General features: G+C 42.2%; 19 protein-coding genes. 7 read left to right on the top strand and 12 right to left on the bottom strand.

The features are described from left to right. Nucleotides 1-29: 29 nt before the first annotated feature. The 10 genes from DXC10_RS07150 to DXC10_RS07105 all read right to left on the bottom strand — a co-directional run bounded on the left by DXC10_RS07150 (nt 30) and on the right by DXC10_RS07105 (nt 9,053). Nucleotides 30-1,337, bottom strand: coding sequence for a BT_3928 family protein (locus tag DXC10_RS07150; RefSeq protein ID WP_101544216.1), 1,308 nt, complete (start codon nt 1,335-1,337; stop codon nt 30-32). After that, a complete protein-coding gene (locus tag DXC10_RS07145; protein ID WP_101543683.1) occupies nt 1,327-1,869 on the bottom strand; it encodes a DUF1599 domain-containing protein in 543 nt (180 codons plus the stop codon). Before DXC10_RS07145 ends, DXC10_RS07150 begins: the two co-directional genes overlap by 11 nt. Before the next feature lie 118 nt (nt 1,870-1,987). Continuing rightward, on the bottom strand, nt 1,988-2,857 hold the full coding sequence (locus DXC10_RS07140) for a M23 family metallopeptidase (RefSeq protein WP_101544214.1): 870 nt from the start codon (nt 2,855-2,857) through the stop codon (nt 1,988-1,990). Between the two features lie 233 nt (nt 2,858-3,090). Beyond that, nucleotides 3,091-5,187, bottom strand: coding sequence for an ATP-dependent DNA helicase RecG (gene recG / locus DXC10_RS07135; RefSeq protein ID WP_117737584.1), 2,097 nt, complete (start codon nt 5,185-5,187; stop codon nt 3,091-3,093). After that, nucleotides 5,175-5,846: a 2-C-methyl-D-erythritol 4-phosphate cytidylyltransferase gene (locus DXC10_RS07130; protein WP_101543679.1), complete on the bottom strand. Its 672-nt coding sequence runs from the start codon at nt 5,844-5,846 to the stop codon at nt 5,175-5,177. The genes recG and DXC10_RS07130 overlap by 13 nt, the downstream gene beginning before the upstream one ends. Before the next feature lies 1 nt (nt 5,847). After that, a complete protein-coding gene (locus tag DXC10_RS07125) occupies nt 5,848-6,393 on the bottom strand; it encodes a DJ-1 family glyoxalase III (protein ID WP_117737583.1) in 546 nt (181 codons plus the stop codon). A gap of 14 nt (nt 6,394-6,407) precedes the next feature. Next, nucleotides 6,408-7,220: a cell envelope integrity protein TolA gene (locus DXC10_RS07120; RefSeq protein WP_101543674.1), complete on the bottom strand. Its 813-nt coding sequence runs from the start codon at nt 7,218-7,220 to the stop codon at nt 6,408-6,410. Continuing rightward, nucleotides 7,220-7,633 (bottom strand): biopolymer transporter ExbD, encoded by a 414-nt coding sequence (locus DXC10_RS07115; RefSeq protein ID WP_101543672.1) that lies wholly within the window; start codon nt 7,631-7,633, stop codon nt 7,220-7,222. Before DXC10_RS07115 ends, DXC10_RS07120 begins: the two co-directional genes overlap by 1 nt. Beyond that, nucleotides 7,627-8,340: a MotA/TolQ/ExbB proton channel family protein gene (locus DXC10_RS07110; RefSeq protein ID WP_101543670.1), complete on the bottom strand. Its 714-nt coding sequence runs from the start codon at nt 8,338-8,340 to the stop codon at nt 7,627-7,629. The genes DXC10_RS07115 and DXC10_RS07110 overlap by 7 nt, the downstream gene beginning before the upstream one ends. After that, nucleotides 8,340-9,053: a pyridoxine 5'-phosphate synthase gene (locus DXC10_RS07105; protein ID WP_101543667.1), complete on the bottom strand. Its 714-nt coding sequence runs from the start codon at nt 9,051-9,053 to the stop codon at nt 8,340-8,342. Before DXC10_RS07105 ends, DXC10_RS07110 begins: the two co-directional genes overlap by 1 nt. A gap of 104 nt (nt 9,054-9,157) precedes the next feature. Here DXC10_RS07105 and DXC10_RS07100 point away from each other — a divergent pair, with 104 nt between their 5' ends. Then, entirely contained in the window at nt 9,158-10,027 is an 870-nt protein-coding gene (locus DXC10_RS07100; RefSeq protein WP_101543664.1) for an NAD kinase, read from the top strand. Between the two features lie 141 nt (nt 10,028-10,168). Beyond that, the gene (locus DXC10_RS07095) at nt 10,169-10,369 is read left to right on the top strand and encodes a glycoside hydrolase family 20 zincin-like fold domain-containing protein (protein ID WP_101543662.1); all 201 of its coding nucleotides are present in this window, start codon (nt 10,169-10,171) and stop codon (nt 10,367-10,369) included. A gap of 201 nt (nt 10,370-10,570) precedes the next feature. On the opposite strand, the gene DXC10_RS07090 is transcribed toward DXC10_RS07095, so the two are convergent. Beyond that, nucleotides 10,571-13,843, bottom strand: coding sequence for a S41 family peptidase (locus DXC10_RS07090; protein WP_101543658.1), 3,273 nt, complete (start codon nt 13,841-13,843; stop codon nt 10,571-10,573). Between the two features lie 107 nt (nt 13,844-13,950). Continuing rightward, nucleotides 13,951-14,892, bottom strand: coding sequence for a malate dehydrogenase (mdh, locus tag DXC10_RS07085; protein WP_101543655.1), 942 nt, complete (start codon nt 14,890-14,892; stop codon nt 13,951-13,953). 225 nt (nt 14,893-15,117) lie between these two features. Here mdh and DXC10_RS07080 point away from each other — a divergent pair, with 225 nt between their 5' ends. The 5 genes from DXC10_RS07080 to DXC10_RS07060 all read left to right on the top strand — a co-directional run bounded on the left by DXC10_RS07080 (nt 15,118) and on the right by DXC10_RS07060 (nt 21,196). Continuing rightward, a complete protein-coding gene (locus tag DXC10_RS07080) occupies nt 15,118-15,996 on the top strand; it encodes a hypothetical protein (protein WP_117737582.1) in 879 nt (292 codons plus the stop codon). Nucleotides 15,997-16,115: 119 nt separating this feature from the next. Beyond that, nucleotides 16,116-17,618, top strand: a complete 1,503-nt coding sequence (locus tag DXC10_RS07075; protein ID WP_101543650.1) for a TolC family protein — start codon at nt 16,116-16,118, stop codon at nt 17,616-17,618. Between the two features lie 133 nt (nt 17,619-17,751). Next, the gene (locus tag DXC10_RS07070; RefSeq protein WP_180949208.1) at nt 17,752-18,741 is read left to right on the top strand and encodes an HlyD family secretion protein; all 990 of its coding nucleotides are present in this window, start codon (nt 17,752-17,754) and stop codon (nt 18,739-18,741) included. A gap of 26 nt (nt 18,742-18,767) precedes the next feature. After that, complete coding sequence (locus tag DXC10_RS07065) at nt 18,768-19,946, top strand: ABC transporter permease (protein WP_101543647.1); 1,179 nt, start codon at nt 18,768-18,770, stop codon at nt 19,944-19,946. Then, a complete protein-coding gene (locus DXC10_RS07060; RefSeq protein WP_101543645.1) occupies nt 19,946-21,196 on the top strand; it encodes an ABC transporter permease in 1,251 nt (416 codons plus the stop codon). Before DXC10_RS07065 ends, DXC10_RS07060 begins: the two co-directional genes overlap by 1 nt. The last annotated feature ends 4 nt before the right edge of the window (nt 21,197-21,200 follow it).

Raw genomic sequence — 21,200 nt, 5'->3', positions numbered from 1 at the left:
TTGTTTTTTATTTATTAAAAGGGTTAATATTACTTTATCACCTTATCACTTTTTATATTTCTTTTCCATTCACGGCGTTTTATTACCAGTATATCCACACAGATAACCATCGTTAAAGGAACAATAAACCACAACAATACATATCCGATGGTATGCCAATCATTTTCCAGTTTCTGTTGTCCTAATTCTATCTTATCAAGGCTATCAGTCAATACATACTCATCAGGCAAACGGGTATCACTCCATTTATTTAATATGACACCATCTTTTATCAATAATAATCCAGGGTTGGAACGGATAATTGTTTTTAACGTAATATCATCCATTTGGCAGAAAGGATATTCAGCACCGGTCTTCTCACGCCAAGAATCAATTTCATCTTCAGGTGAAGATGTCAAAGCATAAAAACCATATCCATGCTCTACACTATAATCATAGATTTCATTAATAAGATCGATATTACTGTCATCCGCTTCTTCAATACGATGGGCAACCAACAAGAAAGTGTATCCTTTATCCAGCAACACACTATCCGTTATATCTTCTCCCGTTTCCAGACTCATCATGGAAAAATCGTGGATAGGCGGTTCATAACCTTTCTCTTTCAAGATAGTACGCGTTTCTACAAAAGTCCATGTACTGTCCGGATAGTTTTCCAATGTAAACTTCTGCTTCTTCCCCTCTTTCTCCAAGATAAAATAACTTTCAAAAACACTAGGCTTAGCCCCTTTTGGTATCTCCATGGATGATTGAATATCAGTTCCTATCTTATAGGGACGAAAATCCAATATCGGCAAATATTGCAAACAATAAAAAGAGAGTGTAAAGACAAAAAGAAAAGTATACATAGAAACCATCCACTCCATCTTCATTGTTATAAAACGAACAATTTGTTCTCGTCCTCTGAAAATAGATATGGCAGCAATCAACAATATAATATTTTTGCCGAAAGTCTGCCAATTTGTCAATACCCAAACATCACCAAAACATCCACAATCGGATACTGGATTTGCTAACGCCAAATATAGCGTCAATGGAGTCATTACACACATCAAGAGAAGAGCCAGAGTAGAAGCTATCTTTCTGCGTATACCAAAGAACAAAAAAATACCGACACAAAATTCTATCGCCGATAGAATGATAGCAATAAGTAACGGCAAATATTTCGGAAACCAAGAAATAACACCAAAAGCCGTCAGATAGTCTTGTATCTTATAAAAAGAACCTAACGGGTCAACTGCTTTCACAAATCCGGAGAAAATAAACAACACTCCCAAGATAAAGCGGCATATATTCACCCAGACCTTCCAAATAATATGTTTCTTATCAGTCTCCAAACTCAATCTTTATCAAACCGAATACGGAATAATTAATCATATCCATGTAGTTGGCATCTACACCTTCTGAGACTAAAGTCTGTCCCGACAAACTTTCAATCTGCTTTGTACGATAGATTTTCATCAATATCAGATCTGTATAAGAGCTGACACGCATACTACGCCAAGCCTCATCATAATCATGATTTTTTGCAAGCATCAAGTCCAAAGAGGTCTTGGCATATTTGTCATATAATAACTTGGCTTCTTCATTTGTAATATCAGCAGATTCAGCATAACCAAGTTCTAATTGTATCAAACCAATAATCCCATAATTAACAATAGCAATGAACTCCGAACGAATACCTTCGTCCACCAACGTCACACCCTTGGTTTCAATACTTCTGATTCGGTTGGCTTTAATGAATATCTGATCGGTTACGGATGCCGGGCGAAGAATGCGCCATGCAGGACCGTAATCATGAAGTTTCTTAGAGAACAAGTCACGACATACAGCGATGACATGTTCAAATTGTTGCTTGGTATCTTTCATATCCTTACAAATAGACTGCAAAGGTATGAATAATTAAAGAAAAAAGAAAAGGGGGCACTCTAAATTATATTAAAGTCCCCCTACTTATAGAGATTGTTTACGTTTTAAGAAATCTGTTTTATGAACAACGCAATACTTGTCCCGGACGCAAAATTGTTTTACGCGTTATACGGTTCAATTTGCAAAGTTTGTCAATACTTGTTCCCTGACGGATAGCAATACGCCCCAAAGTATCACCTTTCTTTACCTTGTAGAACAACCCTTCACCCGAAGCCATGCTACGCGCCGTACTAGAACTACCTTTGGTTTTATGGAAAGTATAACTATCGGCAACTATATCTTGCTTTTCAAAATCGAACATTAATGCAGGATTGATAGGAATTCCCAGAAAACGGGTTTCAAAGTGAAGATGCGAACCGGTAGAACGTCCGGTATTACCTCCTAATGCTATCGGTTCCCCGGCCTTAACCAACTGATTGATTTCAACCAATTGCTTCGACAAGTGACCATAAACAGTTTCCAATCCATTATCATGGCGAATAACAACATATTTACCGTATCCACGACGACCTTGATTTTTAACGATACGAACCTTACCGTCAAAAGCCGCACGAATTGTATCTCCGACATAAACCTTTACATCCAGACCATAGTGCGCTCTTCTTCTGCGAGGACGATAGCCGAATACATCAGTAATACGATTATGTTCAGTGGGCATGTGGAAACCGGTCAAATCAAACGTATAACTTTCGGGGACAATAGCATTACCGTAAGCCTGTACAAGTTCGTTGTTCCAGCTCGGATACAAATCCAATCCCGGATACAAAGACTGCTCTACACGTATCTGTTTCTGTAAAGCCAATGAGTCTACACTTTTAAGTTTTCTGTCGATGGGAGCTTGACGGGCAATCAAGTCTTGCGAGAAAGAGTTCAAGCTGACCATTGCCATTGTTGCTAATAAAACTGTTTTAATCCAATTAAAATTCATCTGTTTCGCCATTCATTTTGATATCCGCATCGAGATATCCAAATTTATTTTTCAAAAATTCTCCCAAAGGTAACATTTCTCTCCCAAAAACAGTGTCTATCATTAACGATTTTTTAACGAGCAAGTAAAGAATTAGAGCACAAATATTACCTTAATCCCTTATAAATAGGGAGAATGCACACTAATATGTTTTACAACATAAAATGTAAATAAAGCGTATGTTTAACCGTTTTTTAGCTGATAGCCGCCCAATTAACGTTTGTTTTTCGCAATGCTTTCAACTGTCGCCACAAGATTTCATTTTCCGGGAGCGTTCCATTAGGATCCTCATCGACAACTGCCTGCGCTATGCCGCGAACATATTGTAATAATTGTCCGTCACGAGCAATATCGGCTATCTTCAAATCAAACGCAATACCACTCTGCTGTGTTCCTTCCAAATCACCTGGACCACGTAATTTCAAATCAGCCTCGGCTATTTCGAAACCATCATTGGTACGCACCATTATTTCCAAACGTTTTCGGGTATCTTCCGCCAGCTTATACCCTGTCACCAAAATACAATAAGACTGCTCCGCACCACGTCCTACCCGGCCACGAAGCTGATGGAGCTGAGATAGGCCGAAACGCTCCGCATTCTCTATAATCATCACCGAGGCATTGGGAACATTTACTCCTACTTCGATGACCGTAGTTGCCACCATAATCTGTGCTTCTCCTGAAACAAACAATTGCATTTGGGCATCTTTCTCAGCAGGTTTCATCTTTCCATGAACCTTGCAAACCTTACAATCCGGAAATTCTTCACAAATATGCAGATAGCCTTCTTCCAAATTTTTCAAGTCAATCTTCTCACTTTCCTTTATCAACGGATAAACAATATAAACCTGTCTGCCCTCCGCTATTTGTTTGCGCACAGAGTTATACAGACTCTCCCGCCGATTATCAAACTGATGTATCGTAGCAATCGGTTTTCTGCCCGGCGGCAATTCATCAATGACTGATACATCCAAATCGCCGTACAGCGTCATAGCCAATGTCCGAGGAATGGGAGTAGCCGTCATTACCAATACATGAGGCGGTTGCACATTCTTAGTCCACAGGCGAGCACGTTGAGCCACACCAAAACGGTGCTGTTCATCAATCACCACTAAACCCAATGAAGCAAAATTTACGGTATCTTCTATTACGGCATGTGTACCTATCAGAATTCGAACGTCTCCAGTCAACAATCCGGAAAGAATCGCCTCCCTATGTTTTCCTTTAATAGAACCAGTCAACAACTCTACTCGAATATCCATTCCATAAAGTAGTTCGCGAATGGTTTCGTAATGTTGATTCGCCAATATCTCAGTAGGAGCCATCATACATGCCTGATATCCGTTATCAAGAGCAATCAGCATACTCATCAATGCAACTAATGTTTTTCCACTACCTACGTCTCCCTGCAACAAACGGTTCATCTGTTTACCCGACCCCAAATCCCAACGTATTTCTTTCAAAACACGTTTTTGGGCACTAGTCAGCTCAAAAGGAAGATTGCGAGAATAAAATGTATTGAAAACCTCTCCCACTTTTTCAAAGATAAAACCACTATATTTTCGTTGCCGGTCTTTAGCATAACGGAGAATATTCAATTGAACATAAAAAAGTTCTTCAAACTTCAATCTATATTGCGCTTTACGCAACATATCAGGATTAGTAGGAAAATGAATATTTATCAGAGCATCTGTGAGTGAAATTAAATGATGTTCTGTCAGAATAGCAGGAGAAAGGGTTTCAGGCAACGGTTCTTGCAACTGCTGCACAATATTCTTCATCATCTTCTCAATCGCATGGGAATTGAGAGAACTCCGTTTCATTTTCTCCGTTGTATTATAATAAGGTTGCAACCCCATAGACGACAGTTTCAGTTCCGAAGCGGGATCAATATCAGGATGCGCAATATTAATTCTCCCGTTAAAGACAGAAGGCTTGCCAAATACTATATACTCCTGATGTACCTTATATTTTCCTATCAGATATTTTATTCCCTGAAACCATATCAAGTCTACCACTCCAGTTCCATCCGAGAAATGGGCAATCAAACGCCGCTGGCGTCCTTCGCCTGCCGTTTCAAAACCTAGAATTTCCCCTTTCAGTTGTATATAGGGCATTGTACCGTCAATCTCCAGAATATAATAAATACGGCTGCGGTCTACATATTTATAAGGAAAATAATACAATAAATCATGGAAAGAACAGATATTCAATTCCTTATTGAGTACCGAAGCACGCTGCGGTCCGACACCCGACAAATATTTTATGTCACGCGTAGCTAAATCAAACATGAATCCAAGAGAGCAGCAGCTATTTTTAAATCGAAAGGAGTGGTTATTTTAATATTCTCACGATTACCGGCAGTCAGGAAAACAGGAACTCCCAAAGCTTCCACGACCGAGGCATCATCCGTGAAGCGAGGAGAATAGGGTTGTTCGTATGCACGCTTCAACAGCTCTGCATCAAAAACCTGGGGTGTCTGCACTAATTTATACTCATCACGACTGACGGTTCGACTTTTATCGGCATCCAGATGACGTACAGTTTCTACTATATCTGTCACAGGAATCACCGCTTGCTTTTCTATTGCCAATGCATAACAACGGGTAATCACCTCCCGGGCAACGAACGGTCGTACCCCATCATGCACACCAACCAAACCGGGTGTCTTTACCAGTTTCAACCCGCTTTTTACCGAATGGAAGCGTGTCCTCCCCCCATCTGCAATGCTATGGGGCAATAAAAAATGATGCTTCCGGCACAATTCAGACCAATACGCCTGCTGACTGCACGGAAGCACCAGTATAATTTGTATCTCCGGATTACAGGTATAAAAAGCTTCTATCGTACGCATTAATACAGGTTTTCCTCCTATCGGGAGGAACTGTTTGGGGAGCTCTCCTCCCATGCGCAAACCTTTTCCACCGGCAACTATCAGAGCATACTCCATTTTATACACACATTGCTTCTTTCAACTCCTGCACTTTTTCTTTACCTTGCAACAACTCCACCACGGCTAGAGCAAGTTCCATAGCAGCCCCCGGCCCTTTACCGGTAATGATATTACCATCTCTTTCCACAAGTGCTCCGGTACATTCCGCACCTTCCAGATATTGTTCAAATCCCGGATAACAAGTTGCCTTCTTACCCTTCAACAATCCCAACTTGCCAAGTACCATGGGGGCGGCACAAATCGCAGCAATCGGTTTCTTTTCTTCGGCAAAACGCAAAACAAGTCTACGCAGTTCATCACATTTTTCTAAAGTAGCAGCCCCCGGCATACCACCCGGAAGCAATACCAGCTCCGCATCAAAGAAATCGCAATTCACCACGTTCCTATCACAAAGCACCGGTACATCATGAGCTCCTGTCACTATTTCATCAGGGGTTACTGTCACCATTTCCACATTCAAGCCTGCACGTCTCATGACATCAACAGAAGTGAAAGCTTCAATTTCCTCAAATCCATCTGCAAAAAATACATAGACTGTACCCATAATTATTCCTCCTCTTATTTTAAATTAAAATAATATGTTATCGTTCCCGTCTGATTGTTCAAACCACTCACTACATTAAAACGCGCTTTTTTTGCAGCATCTTCCGCAGCTTTCCTCAAAGCGGGATTTACAGTATTGGTTTGCCGGTTTATACTTGTTGCAATTACCTGTCCCGCAGGATTTACGGTGATAGTAACCACAACCCTGCCTTCATCCTGCACATTATACACCGGTCGTGGTAAACCGCCTTCACCTATAGAACGTCCACCCAGATTAAATGTTCCATAACCTCCGACTCCTGAAGTAGAACCACTATCTGAGTTACCTGTAGGGCTACCCTGTATACCGGTTCCTTCCGTATTACCTTTACTACCCATCTGCGCACCTTTTCCAAAAGCGCCTGCAACACGTTTACGGGTAGCCTCTTCAGCCGCTTTCCGTTCTTGTTCGGCCTTTTCTTCGGCAAGTCTCCGAGTCTCCTTGGCTTCCTCAGCAGCCGTTTTTTCTGGTTTCTTCACCTCTTTTTTCTTCTCCTCAGCTTTCGGTTTTATGGCAACGGTTTCTTCATCTTCCTGCGTAATCATATTTTGTTCCATCGTCTCCTGCACCTCAGGGGCAACTTCTTCAGGCATCACATCAACTTTTACTAAAGAAGGGTCAGCACTGCCCAACGCATCAGGCACCTCTCCCAACATCACAGGAACGCCACCCTCTTCAGATTGTTCGGGCAACGTAAATCCAACCAAAATCAAAAGGGCAATAAAAGCGACATGCACCAATAGCGCACCCACCATTCCTATATATTTTCCTTTCTTCTTCTGATCCATTATTTTCCCTCCGGCGGACGGGTAGCCAACACCATTTTGAAATGATTTTCATTGGCTATATTCAATACTTTAACGATTTCTCTATAAGGCACCGCCTCATCAGCATACAGCGCCACATACATTTCCGGTTCTTTCTCCGCACACGACTGCAAGAAAGGAGTCAATTCATCCAGCGTCAACGACTGTTCCTTGTCATTACCGAATGCAGCATAGAAATTCAGATCTTTATCAATAATAACTCTAGTCAGCGGCTTGGCAGAGGTTTGCTGTTTACCCTGCGGAAGCAATACCTTTATAGCATTGGGTGATACAACCGTAGACGTAATCATAAAGAAAATCAATAGCAGGAAAATAACATCCGTCATGGATGCCATACTGAAATTAGGCGATATTTTAGCTCTCCGTTTTAACATGGTTCGTTCAATAAATCCATGAATACCATTGTCTTAGCTTCCATTTTATTCACTACGCCATCCACCAAAGTTACCAAGTAATTGTAGGCAAACATAGCGATGATCCCCACTATCAAACCACCTACCGTAGTAATCATGGCTTCATAAATACCACCGGAAAGCAAAGTGATATCAATATTATTACCGGCATTCGCCATTTCGTAGAAAGCGCGCACCATACCCGTCACAGTTCCGAGAAATCCAATCATCGGAGCACCTCCCGAAATGGTAGCCATAATCGTCAGCCCCTTCTCCAGTTTTGCCACCTCAATGTTACCTACATTTTCAATGGCAGCCTGCACATCATTTACCGGACGCCCCAAACGACTGATACCTTTTTCAATCATACGGGCCGAAGGTGTATTAACACTACGGCAATAAGCAATAGCCGCCTTTATTTCTCCACCCAAGATATAATCCTTAATTTTATCCATAAACATCGGATCTTCCTTACCTGCCTTACGAATTACATAATTTCGTTCAAACAGGATGTAGAAACAGACAACGGACAACAGCCCGAGAACAATCATAATCCATCCACCTTTAATGGCCATACTCCACAAATTCATTTCGTCGGGAGTCCCAACAGGAGTAAGCACCGGATTGCCACCGGCAATCGAATCGGTCAAAGCCGAAGCCGCTTGAAACAATAACACCATATTCATCATCAGCGAAGACAATTTTTATATTCTTGAATAGTACGTTCCAATCCCAAATACAGAGCATCACTGATCAACGCATGACCGATAGAAACTTCATCCAACCATGGAATGTTCTGATAGAAATAGTTCAAATTTACCAAACTCAGGTCATGACCTGCATTCAAACCCAAGCCTAAACTACGGGCAACCTTCGCAGCTTCCACAAAAGGAGCTACCGCAGCTTCTTTGCCTTGGAGGTAAGCAGTAGCGTATGGTTCGGTATAGAGTTCCACACGATCGGCACCAGCCTTCGCGGCATACTCTATCATTTCCGCATCGGTTGATACGAAAACAGAAGTACGGATACCCGCATTATTAAATTCATCCAGAACCTCTGCCAAGAAACTTTGATTGGTTTTTGTATCCCATCCGGCATTTGAAGTCAATTGTGCAGGAGTATCCGGAACCAACGTAACTTGATGCGGTTTTACTTTCAGAACCAAGTCGATAAATTCCGGTGCGGGATACCCCTCTATGTTAAACTCCGTACGTAGCAACGGACGCAAATCATAAACATCGCTTTTACGAATGTGCCGTTCATCAGGGCGCGGATGTACCGTTATACCATCAGCACCAAAACTTTCACAATCCAACGCTACCTTAACCACATTCGGGACATCGCCCCCACGTGCATTCCTCAACGTTGCTACCTTATTAATATTTACACTTAATCTAGTCATAATTCGGTCTATAGTTTGGGGCAAAAGTACAAATAATAGCGATATGTTGGCAGCATTCTGAGAAAAAAATAGCATCTTTGCGCATCACAATAACAGAATTCACTATGAAATTTGCCATATTTGGAAATACTTATCAAGCCAAAAAATCATCCCATGCCGAAAACTTGTTCCGCTTGTTGGAACAACACAAGGCACAGCTCTGCGTGTGCCGTGAATTCTATCAATTCCTGACTTCGGATTTACACCTCAACATTCCCCCTGCCGAATTGTTTGATGGTGATGACTTCTGTGCCGACATGGTTATCAGTATAGGCGGAGACGGTACTTTTTTGAAAGCAGCCAGTCGTGTAGGTAAGAAAAACATTCCCATTCTCGGTATCAATACAGGTCGTCTGGGGTTTCTGGCTGATATCTCTCCCGAAGAAATGGAAGAGACTTTTGACGAAATTTATAACAACCACTATAAGGTAGAAGAACGCAGCGTGCTGCAACTGAAATGCGATGATGAAAACCTGATGAAGTCGCCATACGCACTCAATGAAATTGCCGTTTTGAAACGTGACAGTTCATCCATGATTAGTATCCATACCGCCATCAACGGCGCACATCTCACAACCTACCAGGCCGACGGTCTGGTAATTGCCACTCCTACTGGTTCCACCGCTTATTCGCTTAGCGTAGGCGGTCCTGTTATTGTACCACACAGTAAGACCATTGCCATCACTCCCGTTGCGCCTCATAGTCTGAATGTGCGTCCCATCGTCATCTGTGATGATTGGGAAATCACTCTTGACGTGGAGAGCCGCAGCCATAACTTCCTGGTAGCCATCGACGGTCGTAGTGAAACATGTAAGGAAACCACCCGTCTGAATATTTCACGGGCAGATTACAGTATAAAGGTTATTAAACGTTTCAACCATATATTCTTCGATACGCTTCGTAATAAAATGATGTGGGGTGCAGATGTGAGATAACCCCAGCCCGGACTATCGCTCCAAGATTCGTTAACCTTTAAATACTACTTTATGAAAAAGAACTTCTTCACTGGAAATCTCCGAAGTATACTCTACTTTTGGAGTTTGACACTTGCGCTGAATATTTTTGCATAAGACAATTTGTCTGCATTATTACCTTACCCCAACCACATCGAACAACGGGAAGGCACTTTCTCCATATCGGCAAACGAACAGATTGTTATCAATTCCGACGAACTGATATTTGCAGCCAACGAATTGCAATATATCTGCAACCAATGGTTCAGTATCGAACTACCAACCGGGGAGAGCGGAAAAATCAGGCTGATACTCAATGAATAATTTGACGGGAAAGAACACTTTGCCGATAAAGTGGCACAACCGTGCCAATAAGGTGGCACAACTTTGCCACAACATTGGCACGGTTGTGCCACCTTATTGGCAACACTTAATTCTATAACAACAATGGGGCTGTCCTTTATCGGACAGCCCCATAAACAGTTTTTCAGTCATCTATATATACGGATCACCTGAAAATCCCTTTTATTTTTTCTTCGGCAACTGTTGCAGTAAACAATCTACCGCTGTTTTCAGTTGGGTATCATTTCCCGTTATGGCATCTTCTGGTGTATTATATACCAGTATATCAGGTTGCAAAGTGTGATTTTCCAGATAATTTCCTTGCATATCCATACAACCTACTTGAGGAATACCGAATACGATGCTAGAGTCAATCTGGCGCTCCCACCAAACGGCAGTCATGGTTCCAGCAACAGGAGTACCTACCAACTTGCCGATTTCCAATGCCTTGTACACAAAAGGAGTGCCGTGTGCATTACTATAATTATCTTCACAAACCAGCATACAGGAAGGTTTTAACCATTTATTGAACGGATCACTGCCGATATACTGCCCGCGCGGTACAAAACGCTGATACTCTTTTCCGCTAAGTAAAGTAACGACATCGTCATGGAGCCATCCGCCACCATTATGACGTACGTCTACCACAACCGCTTCTTTATTGCGGTAACGTCCCAAAAGTTCGGAATAGATTTTCCTGAAGCTCGGACTGTCCATACCTTTGATATGAACATAACCGACGCGTCCACCGGAAAGTTCTTCCACCTTCTTACGGCAAGTTTCTACCCAACGTTTATAAAGGAGTTCATTCTGTGCACCATAGGAAATAGGTTTGATAGTTTCTTCAAAGCGTTTCTTTGTATCGGGATTATAAACAGAAAGAATGACTTTACGATTGACCTTTCCTTCCAATAACGGGAAATAATCAGCACCTGCTTTTATAGCAACACCATCTATTTTCTCAATGATACAACCTGGAACAACATCTGTTTTTTTCCTCGTCAAAGGACTTTGGGCTATAATCTCTTTAATTTTCAATCCCTCACCGCTATAAGCGTCATCATAGAATACTCCCAAAGCGGCTGTGGGCAATGCGTCTCCCCAAGCGGAATAGCGTGCCCCCGTATGGGAAGCGTTCAGCTCACCCAACATTTCACTCAACATCTCAGCAAAGTCATAGTTATTATTGATATATGGCAAAAAACGCTTATAGCTTTCTTTAAATCCGTTCCAATCGGTACCATGCAGGCTTTCCACATAGAACTTGTCATCCACCTGCCGCCATACATGATCAAAAATATACTCACGTTCATCATACGGACGATACTCAAAGAATGCCTCAAATCCTATCTGGGTAGTTTTTCCACCACCGATTTCTATTTTTTTCATTCCCCCACCACTGCAAAGATAGATGTTTTTTCCTTCTTTGTCAGGCTGTAAGGCGCCACCGCCTACACCCTTCAGGAATATACTCGTAGTATTTTCTTTCAAGTCATGTTTCCAAAGGTCAAAACCTCCTTCGAAAGCAGCCAGATAGTAAAGGGCGTCACCTTTTGGAGTAAGCAGGGCATCACCCATATGTGAAGAATTGACAGTGAGACGTACTATACGGTCAAAACGGTTCTCCAAATCGAGTTTCAACGGTTCTGCTTTCTTGTCCTTTTCGGTATCATCTTTTTTTCCGGACTCTTGTTTATCTCCTTTTTTCTTGGTTTCCTTTTTGTCTTTTTTATCCTTTTCTTCCTTCTTAACTTTCTCGGCTTCTTCCAACAATGCCAAATCTTCCTTATTCATAAGGAAACGGTCGTAGGCATCAGCATCGAAGAACATGATGTAAGTATCGAACTCCGCTCCCCAACTACCATGGCTACGGTATCCGGCACGGTCACTTCTCCATATCATGGCCTTTCCACCCAATACCCACTTGGCACGACCGTCGGTATATCCGCTCTCGGTGAGGTTTACCATTTCGCCTTTTCCATCGGCATGCAGAAGAACGACATCCTTATTGTTCCATCCCCCAACACCGATGAAGTCCGCAAGAATCCATTTGCCGTCCGGACTCCATTGATACCATTGGTCACCGTCAGAATAGGAATACTGATATTTGGCATCCATCACGGTACGCACCGCTTTACTCTTCAGATTAATAATACGGATAGCGGTACGGTTTTCCAAAAAAGCGACTTCCTTTCCATCCGGACTATATTGTGGTTGGAAAGAAGTCAGTTTTGAATTAGTCAATCTTTCTTCCTTCAAATCCGTGGCATATGCAAAAAGTTTCTCCTCTTTACGCACAATGGTAGAGGTATAGAGTTGCCAAAGCCCGTTTCGTTCAGAAGCATAAACCAGAGAACGACCATCGGGAGCAAAGTCGATATCCCGTTCTTGGCAAGGAGTATTTGTAATCTGCTTAGTAGTTTTATAATCTACAGAAGTTACATAGACATCACCACGCAAAATGAAAGCAACTTCTTTTCCACCTGGAGAAACCGCCATTTCCGTAGCTCCATAATTTCTAATCTGGCGGATAAGATCTTTATCGGTTTTATCGGAAACAATATTCACATTCACTTTCTGCGGTTTTCTACCAACTGTCATCGTATAGATTTCTCCATCATAACCATAGCAAAGCCTACCGTCGTTTGCCATACTGAGGAAACGAACCGGTTGCTTGGTGTGATAAGTGACTTGTATAGCTGACGAAGTACCGGAAACACGTTGATAAACATTGAACGTTCCGTTCTCTTCACTCAAATAATAAAATGACTTGCCGTCGGCAGCCCATACGGGCTCGCGGTCTTCGCCCTCAAAAGTGGTTTGCCGCTGATAGAGCGGCTTCTTACCCGGAGTGTACATCCATACGTCACGCGCAATAGGTGATTTTTGGTGTTTACGCCAATAATCTTCATAACCTTTTTTATCCTGATAGAGTATCACACCATCTTTGTTGACAGAAATGTGCTCCATCGGTATGGACGAAAACAGGACAGGACGCCCTCCTTTCGTCGAGACCTGATATATTTGTTTGAACTGTCCGTTGGAAGGGAAAGTAATGCTCTCGGCAGCAGGCATGATGTCTGCAGAAAACAAAACGTGACCGGTATCGCTGAAAGCAACAGGTGTTTCACTTCCGGAATGGGTCGTCAACCGACAGGGTTCTCCCCCGTCCTTGGAAACAAGAAAAACATCCAGACTTCCCATACGATCGGATGCAAAAGCAATCTGCTTACTATCAGGACTCCATACCGGTGCTGTATCGTATGCCGGATTGGTAGTAATTTGCAGCGCTCGTCCGCCTGTGGTAGGGACGGTATAAATATCACCTTTATAAGTGAAAGCAATAGTAGTTCCATCAGGAGCAATGGCACAATTACGCAGCCAAAGTGGAGATTCTTGCGCATAAGTAGTAACAGTAAAAAAAAGAGCAGCAATAGATAATTGTATTTTCCTCATATTAATTTGATTTCGGTTTTCTTTTATAACAAGATAATGAAAAAACCTCACGACTTTCTATAAAGAAAGGTTCGTGAGGTCTACTTATTTTTCCAAGTTACCCTCAATTAGAGAGCACCTACTTCTTTCAATGCAGCATTTGTCTTATGAACGGCAGCGGCGCTGGCAGCAAATTTAGCTTTTTCATCAGCGGTCAGTTCCAATTCAACAATTTTCTCGATACCATTCTTACCAAGAATTACAGGTACACCGATACAGATATCTGATTCACCGTATTCCCCTTCCAAATATACAGAGCAAGGAATCATCTTCCTTTGGTTGTGAATGATAGATTCTACTACATATGCACCAGCAGCACCCGGAGCATACCAAGCAGATGTACCCAACAACTTAGTCAGAGTAGCCCCTCCCACCATAGTAGAAGCTACTACTTCGTTCAGTTTCTCTTCACCTAACAATGTGCTTACTGGTTGACCTTTGTAAGTAGCTAAACGAGCCAACGGAATCATAGTAGTATCACCATGACCACCAATAACTATACCTTCCACTTCGTTGGCGTTGCAGCCCAAAGCCTGAGACAAGAAATATTTGAAACGGGAGCTATCCAAAGCACCACCCATACCGATGATGCGATTCTTAGGAACACCCAAAGATTTCAGTGACAAATAAGTCATAGTATCCATCGGGTTAGAAATAACTACAAGAATAGCATTGGGAGAATATTTCAAAATGTTCTGCGCAACCGATTTAACGATACCTGCATTTACACCAATTAATTCTTCACGAGTCATACCCGGCTTACGGGGAATACCTGAAGTAATAACAACAACATCGGAGTTAGCAGTCTTTTCATAATCGTTGGTACAACCTACAATAGTGGTGTCGAAGCCCAACAGTTGAGCAGTCTGCATCATATCCATTGCTTTACCTTCCGAAACGCCTTCTTTCACATCCAGCATTACCACTTCGTCAGCCACTTCATTAAAGGCCAACACATTAGCGCATGTAGCACCTACGTTACCTGCACCTACTACGGTTACTTTTGACATAATTTCTAAAGTTTTTTTGTTTAATAAGTGTTCTTTTAAAGATGCTACAAAAGTACAACGACATTCCTAATTAAAGAAATTTTTCCGTAATAATTTTAGTTAAATGCACATTTAGTTACTGATTAGTGATTAATGATTAATGATTAATGATTAATTTTGCCAACGATTAGGATGGTGACCAATTATCTCCCATCATTAATTATTAAACATTAATCATTAAAAAAGATGGCGACTAATAAAAATACGCTCCAAATTGTTGTCGGGAGTCTTTTGATACTATTATTGATAGTAGTAACTGTACTATTTGTTTTCGAGAAACAGTCCAAGAATGAACTCGTTCAGGAATTCGAGTTAGAAAAGGAAGACTTGGAAAATCAATATACAGACTTTGCAAAACAATATGATGAATTGAAACTAACCGTTTCCAATGACTCTCTTTCCGCACTACTGGAACAAGAACAGTTGAAGACACAACGCTTGCTGGAAGAGTTGCGTACAGTAAAAAGCAGTAATGCAACCGAAATACGCCGCCTAAAAAAAGAATTGGCAACGTTACGTAAGGTTATGATTGGTTATATCAACCAGATAGACTCTCTGAGCCGCCTGACCACTCACCAAAAAGAAGTTATCGCAGACGTTACGCGGAAGTATAATGACGCTTCCCGGCAAATCAACAATCTTTCCGAAGAGAAAAACACCTTAAATAAGAAGGTAACTCTTGCCGCCCAATTAGATGCAACGAATATCAATATTCAAGCTACCAACAAGCGGGGCAAGATTGCCAAGAAGGTGAAAGATATCGTGAAATTCAAAATCAACTTTACCATCGTAAAGAATATTACTGCAGAAACCGGTGAACGCACGCTTTATATCCGTATCACGAAGCCCGATAACGATGTATTGACCAAAAGCGCTTCCAACACTTTCCAATACGAAAACCGGCATTTGGTATATTCCATTAAGAAATACATTGAATATAACGGTGAAGAACAAGATGTTACAGTCTATTGGGATGTAGAAGAATATCTATATGCAGGTGTCTACCGTGCAGATATTTTTGCCGATGGAACGCTTATCGGATCACAATCATTCAATTTAGATTAAAAAAGGTCTAAATTATTTTGCAATATCATTGAAAGCCTATACATTTGCATCGTTGTTTATGCAATTATTGTTGCTATACCAATAACAATTTTATCACCTTATTATAATGTATAGACCCAATGAAAAAGTTCTTCTGTTTCATCTGGTTGACTTGCCTGACGCTTCCCATGGTCGCACAGGAGGTTTTGAGTTTGGATAGTTGCCGTGCATTGGCAATTGCCAACAACAAAGAATTGTTGATTAGCCAGGAAAAAATCAATGCGGCACACTATCAGAAAAAAGCGGCATTCACCAATTATCTGCCCAATATTTCTGCATCGGGCGGATATATGCGTAATCAGAAAGAATTTTCTTTACTGAGCGATGCACAAAAAAGTGCACTCGGTTCTGTGGGGACACAGGTCGGTGGTGCTTTACAAAATGGTATCCAAGAAATGTTGACCCAACATCCTGAATTGATACAAAATCCTCAACTCATGGCAATCCTCCAGTCATTAGGAAGTACAGATATCGCTACGCCGCTCAATGGTTTGGGGCAATCTCTCGTTGATGCTTTTCGTACAGACACGCGCAATATATATACTGGAGCATTGACCCTGACACAACCTTTGTATATGGGTGGTAAAATACGGGCTTACAACAAAATCACCAAATATGCAGAGGAACTGGCACAGCAACAGCATAACACCGGTATACAGGAAGTCATTTTGAGTACAGACCAGGCATACTGGCAAGTGGTATCCCTCGCCAGCAAAAAAAAGTTGGCGGAAGGTTACCTCGAATTATTACAAAAGTTGGAAAGTGATATCGACAAGATGATTGTTGAGGGAGTAGCCACCAAAGCCGACGGCTTATCTGTCAAGGTAAAGGTGAATGAGGCTGAAATGACTTTGACTAAAGTTAACGATGGTTTGAGCCTTGCCAAAATGTTGCTTTGCCAACTGTGCGGACTTGATCTTAGTTCTTCCATTACGCTGGCTGATGAAAAGAAAAACGACTTGGGCATTGTTCCGGTAGTAGAAAAAAATATTGATATCAATAATGTTTATGCTACCCGCCCGGAAGTACGCAGTCTGAAACTTGCTACTCAAATTTACAAGCAGAAAGTCAACGTTACCCGTGCGGAATTTCTTCCGTCCGTTGCTTTGATAGGCAACTATATGGTAACCAATCCCTCCGTCTTCAACAGCTTTGAAAAGAAATTCAAAGGAATGTGGAATGTAGGCGTCATGGTTTCCCTTCCTATCTGGCATTGGGGTGAAGGTATTTATAAAGTAAAAGCCGCTAAATCGGAAGCGCGTATCACGCAATACCAATTGGACAATGCCAAAGAAAAGATAGAATTACAAGTTAACCAATCTGCTTTCAAAGTGAACGAAGCTGCCAAAACGCTCATCATGGCCGAAAAAAATCTGGAGAAAGCCAATGAGAACCTACGCTATGCTACCCTTGGATTTGAAGAGGGGGTAATACCGGCAAGCAATGTGCTTGAAGCGCATACTGCCTGGCTTTCTGCTCAATCGGAAAAGATAGATGCACAGATTGATGTGAAGTTGACGGAAATCTATCTGAAGAAGGCTACAGGGAATTTACAATTCGACAATTTACGATCAGGCGATTAATAAACGTCAGTTAATCGTGAGTTGGAAATTGTAAATAGTAAATCAACGTAGTTTCAATCGGAGCTATATATTCATAAAGAATGAAGTGATTTTTGAACGAAGCGAAATTGTAAATTGTAAAATCGTAAATAAAATGTTGGATACAAAATCACAAAACAGTAACATGCTACTGGCATTTCTCACACTGACGGGAGTGATTGCCATAGTTGCTCTTGTGGGCTTCTTCATGCTCCGCAAAGGGCCGGAGATTGTACAGGGACAAGCAGAAGTAACGGAGTATCGCGTATCAAGCAAAGTACCGGGACGTATTCTGGAATTTCGAGTGAAAGAAGGGCAGAATGTGCAAGCTGGAGATACCCTTGCCATTCTGGAGGCACCCGATGTGCAAGCCAAGCTTGAACAGGCACGTGCCGCCGAAGCTGCCGCACAGGCACAGAATGAAAAAGCTCTGAAAGGTGTCCGTCGGGAACAGATACAGGCTGCCTACGAAATGTGGCAGAAAGCACAGGCAGGACTTGTCATTGCAGAAAAATCTTATAAACGGATAAGAAATTTGCACGATCAAGGAGTGATGTCTGCACAAAAACTGGATGAAGTTACTGCCCAACGTGATGCAGCCATAGCTACCGAAAAAGCAGCTAAAGCACAATATAACATGGCCAAGAACGGTGCCGAACGTGAAGACAAAGCCGCCGCTGCCGCATTGGTGGAACGTGCTAAAGGAGTTGTTGCTGAAGTAGCATCGTATATCAAGGAAACTTACTTGATAGCACAAACCGCCGGAGAGGTATCCGAGATATTCCCCAAAGTAGGTGAATTGGTTGGGACAGGCGCCCCCATCATGAATATTGCTACATTGGATGATATATGGGTAACTTTCAATGTACGCGAAGATTTGTTGCAAGGACTAGGCATGGATACTGAATTTGAAGCATTCATCCCCGCCCTCGACAAGAGCATACGCTTGAAGGTATATTATATGAAAGACCTCGGCACATACGCTGCCTGGAAAGCAACTAAAACGACCGGGCAGTTCGACCTAAAAACATTTGAGGTAAAAGCTTCCCCGCTGGAAAAAATAGAGGGATTAAGACCGGGAATGAGTGTGATTTTGAAAAAGTGATAAAGTAGCAAAGTGGTAAAGTGGTAATGGAAAGAGATAAAAAACATATAGCCTTATGGAACGTGGCGAAACGTGAATGCCGCCGTCTCGTCTCCCGCCCACTCTACCTGTTCTGTATGGTTATTGCACCATTGTTCTGTTATATATTCTTCACTACACTTATGGACTCCGGTCTACCTACCGATATGCCTGTAGGTGTGGTAGATCAGGATATGACATCTACCACCCGCCAACTGGTGCGCAACCTGGACGCTTTTGAGCAGACAGCCGTCATAGCTCATTATCCTAATGTCAACGATGCACGTACCGCCATGCAACGAGGAGAAATCTACGGTTTTTTCTATATCCCCCAAGGTACTACCGCCCAAGTACAGGCACAACGCCAACCTAAGGTTTCTTTTTATACCAACAACACCTTGCTTATTGCCGGTTCACTCTTGTTTAAGGATATGAAGATGATGAGCGAGTTGGCATCAGGAGCAGCTGCACGCACCGCTTTGTACGCCAAAGGCGCCACCGAAGATCAAGCTATGGCATTTCTCCAACCCATCGTCATAGATACACACCCACTCAACAACCCGTGGTTGAATTATTCTGTATATCTGTGCAACACCTTTGCCCCCGGTGTGTTAATGTTACTTATTTTTATGATTACAGTTTACTCCATCGGTGTAGAGATTAAGCATCGTAGCGCCCGCGAGTGGCTGCGCATGGGTAACAATTCCATCTGGATTTCCCTTGCCGGAAAGTTGTTACCGCATACAGCGATATTCTTTTTAATGGGTATATTATATAATGTATATTTATATGGATATCTGCATTTCCCCTGCAACAGTGGCATCCTTCCGATGTTACTTGCTACGCTTTGCCTGGTATTGGCATCGCAAGGCATGGGCGTATTGATGATTGGTACTTTGCCTACCTTGAGATTGGGACTTAGTTTTGCCTCACTCTGGGGAGTACTTTCTTTTTCGATGTGCGGACTGTCATTCCCTGCCATGGCGATGCACCCCGTACTGCAAGGATTGGCAAATCTGTTCCCGTTGCGTCATTATTTCCTCATCTATGTAGACCAAGCACTCAATGGTTACCCGATGATTTACTCATGGGTGAACTATGTAGCTTTACTTATATTCATGATGCTTCCATTCCTTATAGCTCATCGGCTGAAAGAAGCATTAATTTACTATAAATACGTACCGTAATGAAGCATCTGACGTTCAAACAGAAAGTTGTTCAAGGTATCTATGATATGTTCTATATCTGGAAACAGGAATTTCGTACGACCTTTCGTGACCAGGGTGTGCTTATCTTCTTTGTACTTGTCCCTATAGTGTATCCGTTGATATACGCATTTATCTATACCAACGAAACCATCCGTGAAGTACCTGCTGTGGTAGTGGACAACTCACGTAGTGCATTAAGCCGCGAATACCTGCGAAAAGTGGATGCCAGTCCCGAAGTGAATATCGTGACTTATTGCGCCGACATGGAGGAAGCCAGACTGATGCTGAAAGATCGGAAGGCGTATGGCATCATCTATATTCCGACTCATTTTAGTGACGATATAGCGCGTGGTAAGCAGACTCAGGTCAGTCTTTTCTGTGATATGAGCGGATTGCTTTACTATAAAGCTTTACTGAACACTAATACAAACGTATCTTTAGAGATGAATGCGGATATCAAGATTGAACGTGCCGGAAACACTACCGACCGCCAGGATGAGATAACTGCCTATCCGATAGAATATGAGGATGTCACGCTATTCAATCCTACCAATGGCTTTGCCGCTTTCCTGATACCTGCCGTACTGGTATTGATTATCCAGCAAACTTTACTGTTGGGTATCGGATTGTCTGTAGGAACCGCCCGTGAACATAACCGTTTCAAAGATTTAGTACCTATCAACCGACATTACAACGGTACTCTACGAATTGTAATGGGAAAAGGCCTGAGCTACTTCATGGTATATTCACTTGTGGCAGTATACATCTTATGTGTAGTACCTCGCCTATTCAGCCTCAACCAAATACCTATCCCCGGAGTGCTGACTTTATTTACCTTACCCTATTTGGGTGCTTGTATCTTCTTTGCAATGACGGCCTCCATCGCCATCCGTAACCGGGAAACGTGTATGTTGTTATTTGTATTTACATCCGTACCTTTGCTTTTCCTTTCCGGTATTTCATGGCCAGAGACAGCCATGCCCGCATTCTGGAGATATTTTTCATATATCTTCCCTTCGACATTCGGAATCAACGGATATGTACGCATTAACAGTATGGGGACTACACTCAATGAAGTAGCTTTCGAATATCAAGCCTTGTGGCTACAAACAGGTTTCTATTTCATTACAACCTGTCTGGTTTATCGATGGCAGATACTCCGAAGCAGAAAACACGTGATTGAAGAGTATAAAAAATACAAAAGCGAAGAAAAAGCCGTTTCACTGTAAGTTC

The sequence above is a fragment of the Bacteroides sp. OM08-11 genome, assembly GCF_003438665.1.
In the GTDB taxonomy this organism is placed as follows: domain Bacteria; phylum Bacteroidota; class Bacteroidia; order Bacteroidales; family Bacteroidaceae; genus Bacteroides; species Bacteroides cutis.
This window is presented reverse-complemented; position numbering and strand designations above follow the sequence as displayed.

Coding starts and splice junctions, on each gene's coding strand:
- DXC10_RS07090 (WP_101543658.1), bottom strand. CDS start 13,843: ATGAGGAAAATACAATTATCTATTGCTGCTCTTTTTTTTACTGTTACT.
- DXC10_RS07070 (WP_180949208.1), top strand. CDS start 17,752: ATGTTGGATACAAAATCACAAAACAGTAACATGCTACTGGCATTTCTC.
- DXC10_RS07120 (WP_101543674.1), bottom strand. CDS start 7,220: ATGGATCAGAAGAAGAAAGGAAAATATATAGGAATGGTGGGTGCGCTA.
- DXC10_RS07145 (WP_101543683.1), bottom strand. CDS start 1,869: ATGAAAGATACCAAGCAACAATTTGAACATGTCATCGCTGTATGTCGT.
- DXC10_RS07080 (WP_117737582.1), top strand. CDS start 15,118: ATGGCGACTAATAAAAATACGCTCCAAATTGTTGTCGGGAGTCTTTTG.
- DXC10_RS07105 (WP_101543667.1), bottom strand. CDS start 9,053: ATGACTAGATTAAGTGTAAATATTAATAAGGTAGCAACGTTGAGGAAT.
- DXC10_RS07060 (WP_101543645.1), top strand. CDS start 19,946: ATGAAGCATCTGACGTTCAAACAGAAAGTTGTTCAAGGTATCTATGAT.
- recG (WP_117737584.1), bottom strand. CDS start 5,187: ATGTTTGATTTAGCTACGCGTGACATAAAATATTTGTCGGGTGTCGGA.
- DXC10_RS07130 (WP_101543679.1), bottom strand. CDS start 5,846: ATGGAGTATGCTCTGATAGTTGCCGGTGGAAAAGGTTTGCGCATGGGA.
- DXC10_RS07110 (WP_101543670.1), bottom strand. CDS start 8,340: ATGATGAATATGGTGTTATTGTTTCAAGCGGCTTCGGCTTTGACCGAT.
- DXC10_RS07115 (WP_101543672.1), bottom strand. CDS start 7,633: ATGTTAAAACGGAGAGCTAAAATATCGCCTAATTTCAGTATGGCATCC.
- DXC10_RS07065 (WP_101543647.1), top strand. CDS start 18,768: ATGGAAAGAGATAAAAAACATATAGCCTTATGGAACGTGGCGAAACGT.
- DXC10_RS07125 (WP_117737583.1), bottom strand. CDS start 6,393: ATGGGTACAGTCTATGTATTTTTTGCAGATGGATTTGAGGAAATTGAA.
- mdh (WP_101543655.1), bottom strand. CDS start 14,892: ATGTCAAAAGTAACCGTAGTAGGTGCAGGTAACGTAGGTGCTACATGC.
- DXC10_RS07075 (WP_101543650.1), top strand. CDS start 16,116: ATGAAAAAGTTCTTCTGTTTCATCTGGTTGACTTGCCTGACGCTTCCC.
- DXC10_RS07140 (WP_101544214.1), bottom strand. CDS start 2,857: ATGAATTTTAATTGGATTAAAACAGTTTTATTAGCAACAATGGCAATG.
- DXC10_RS07100 (WP_101543664.1), top strand. CDS start 9,158: ATGAAATTTGCCATATTTGGAAATACTTATCAAGCCAAAAAATCATCC.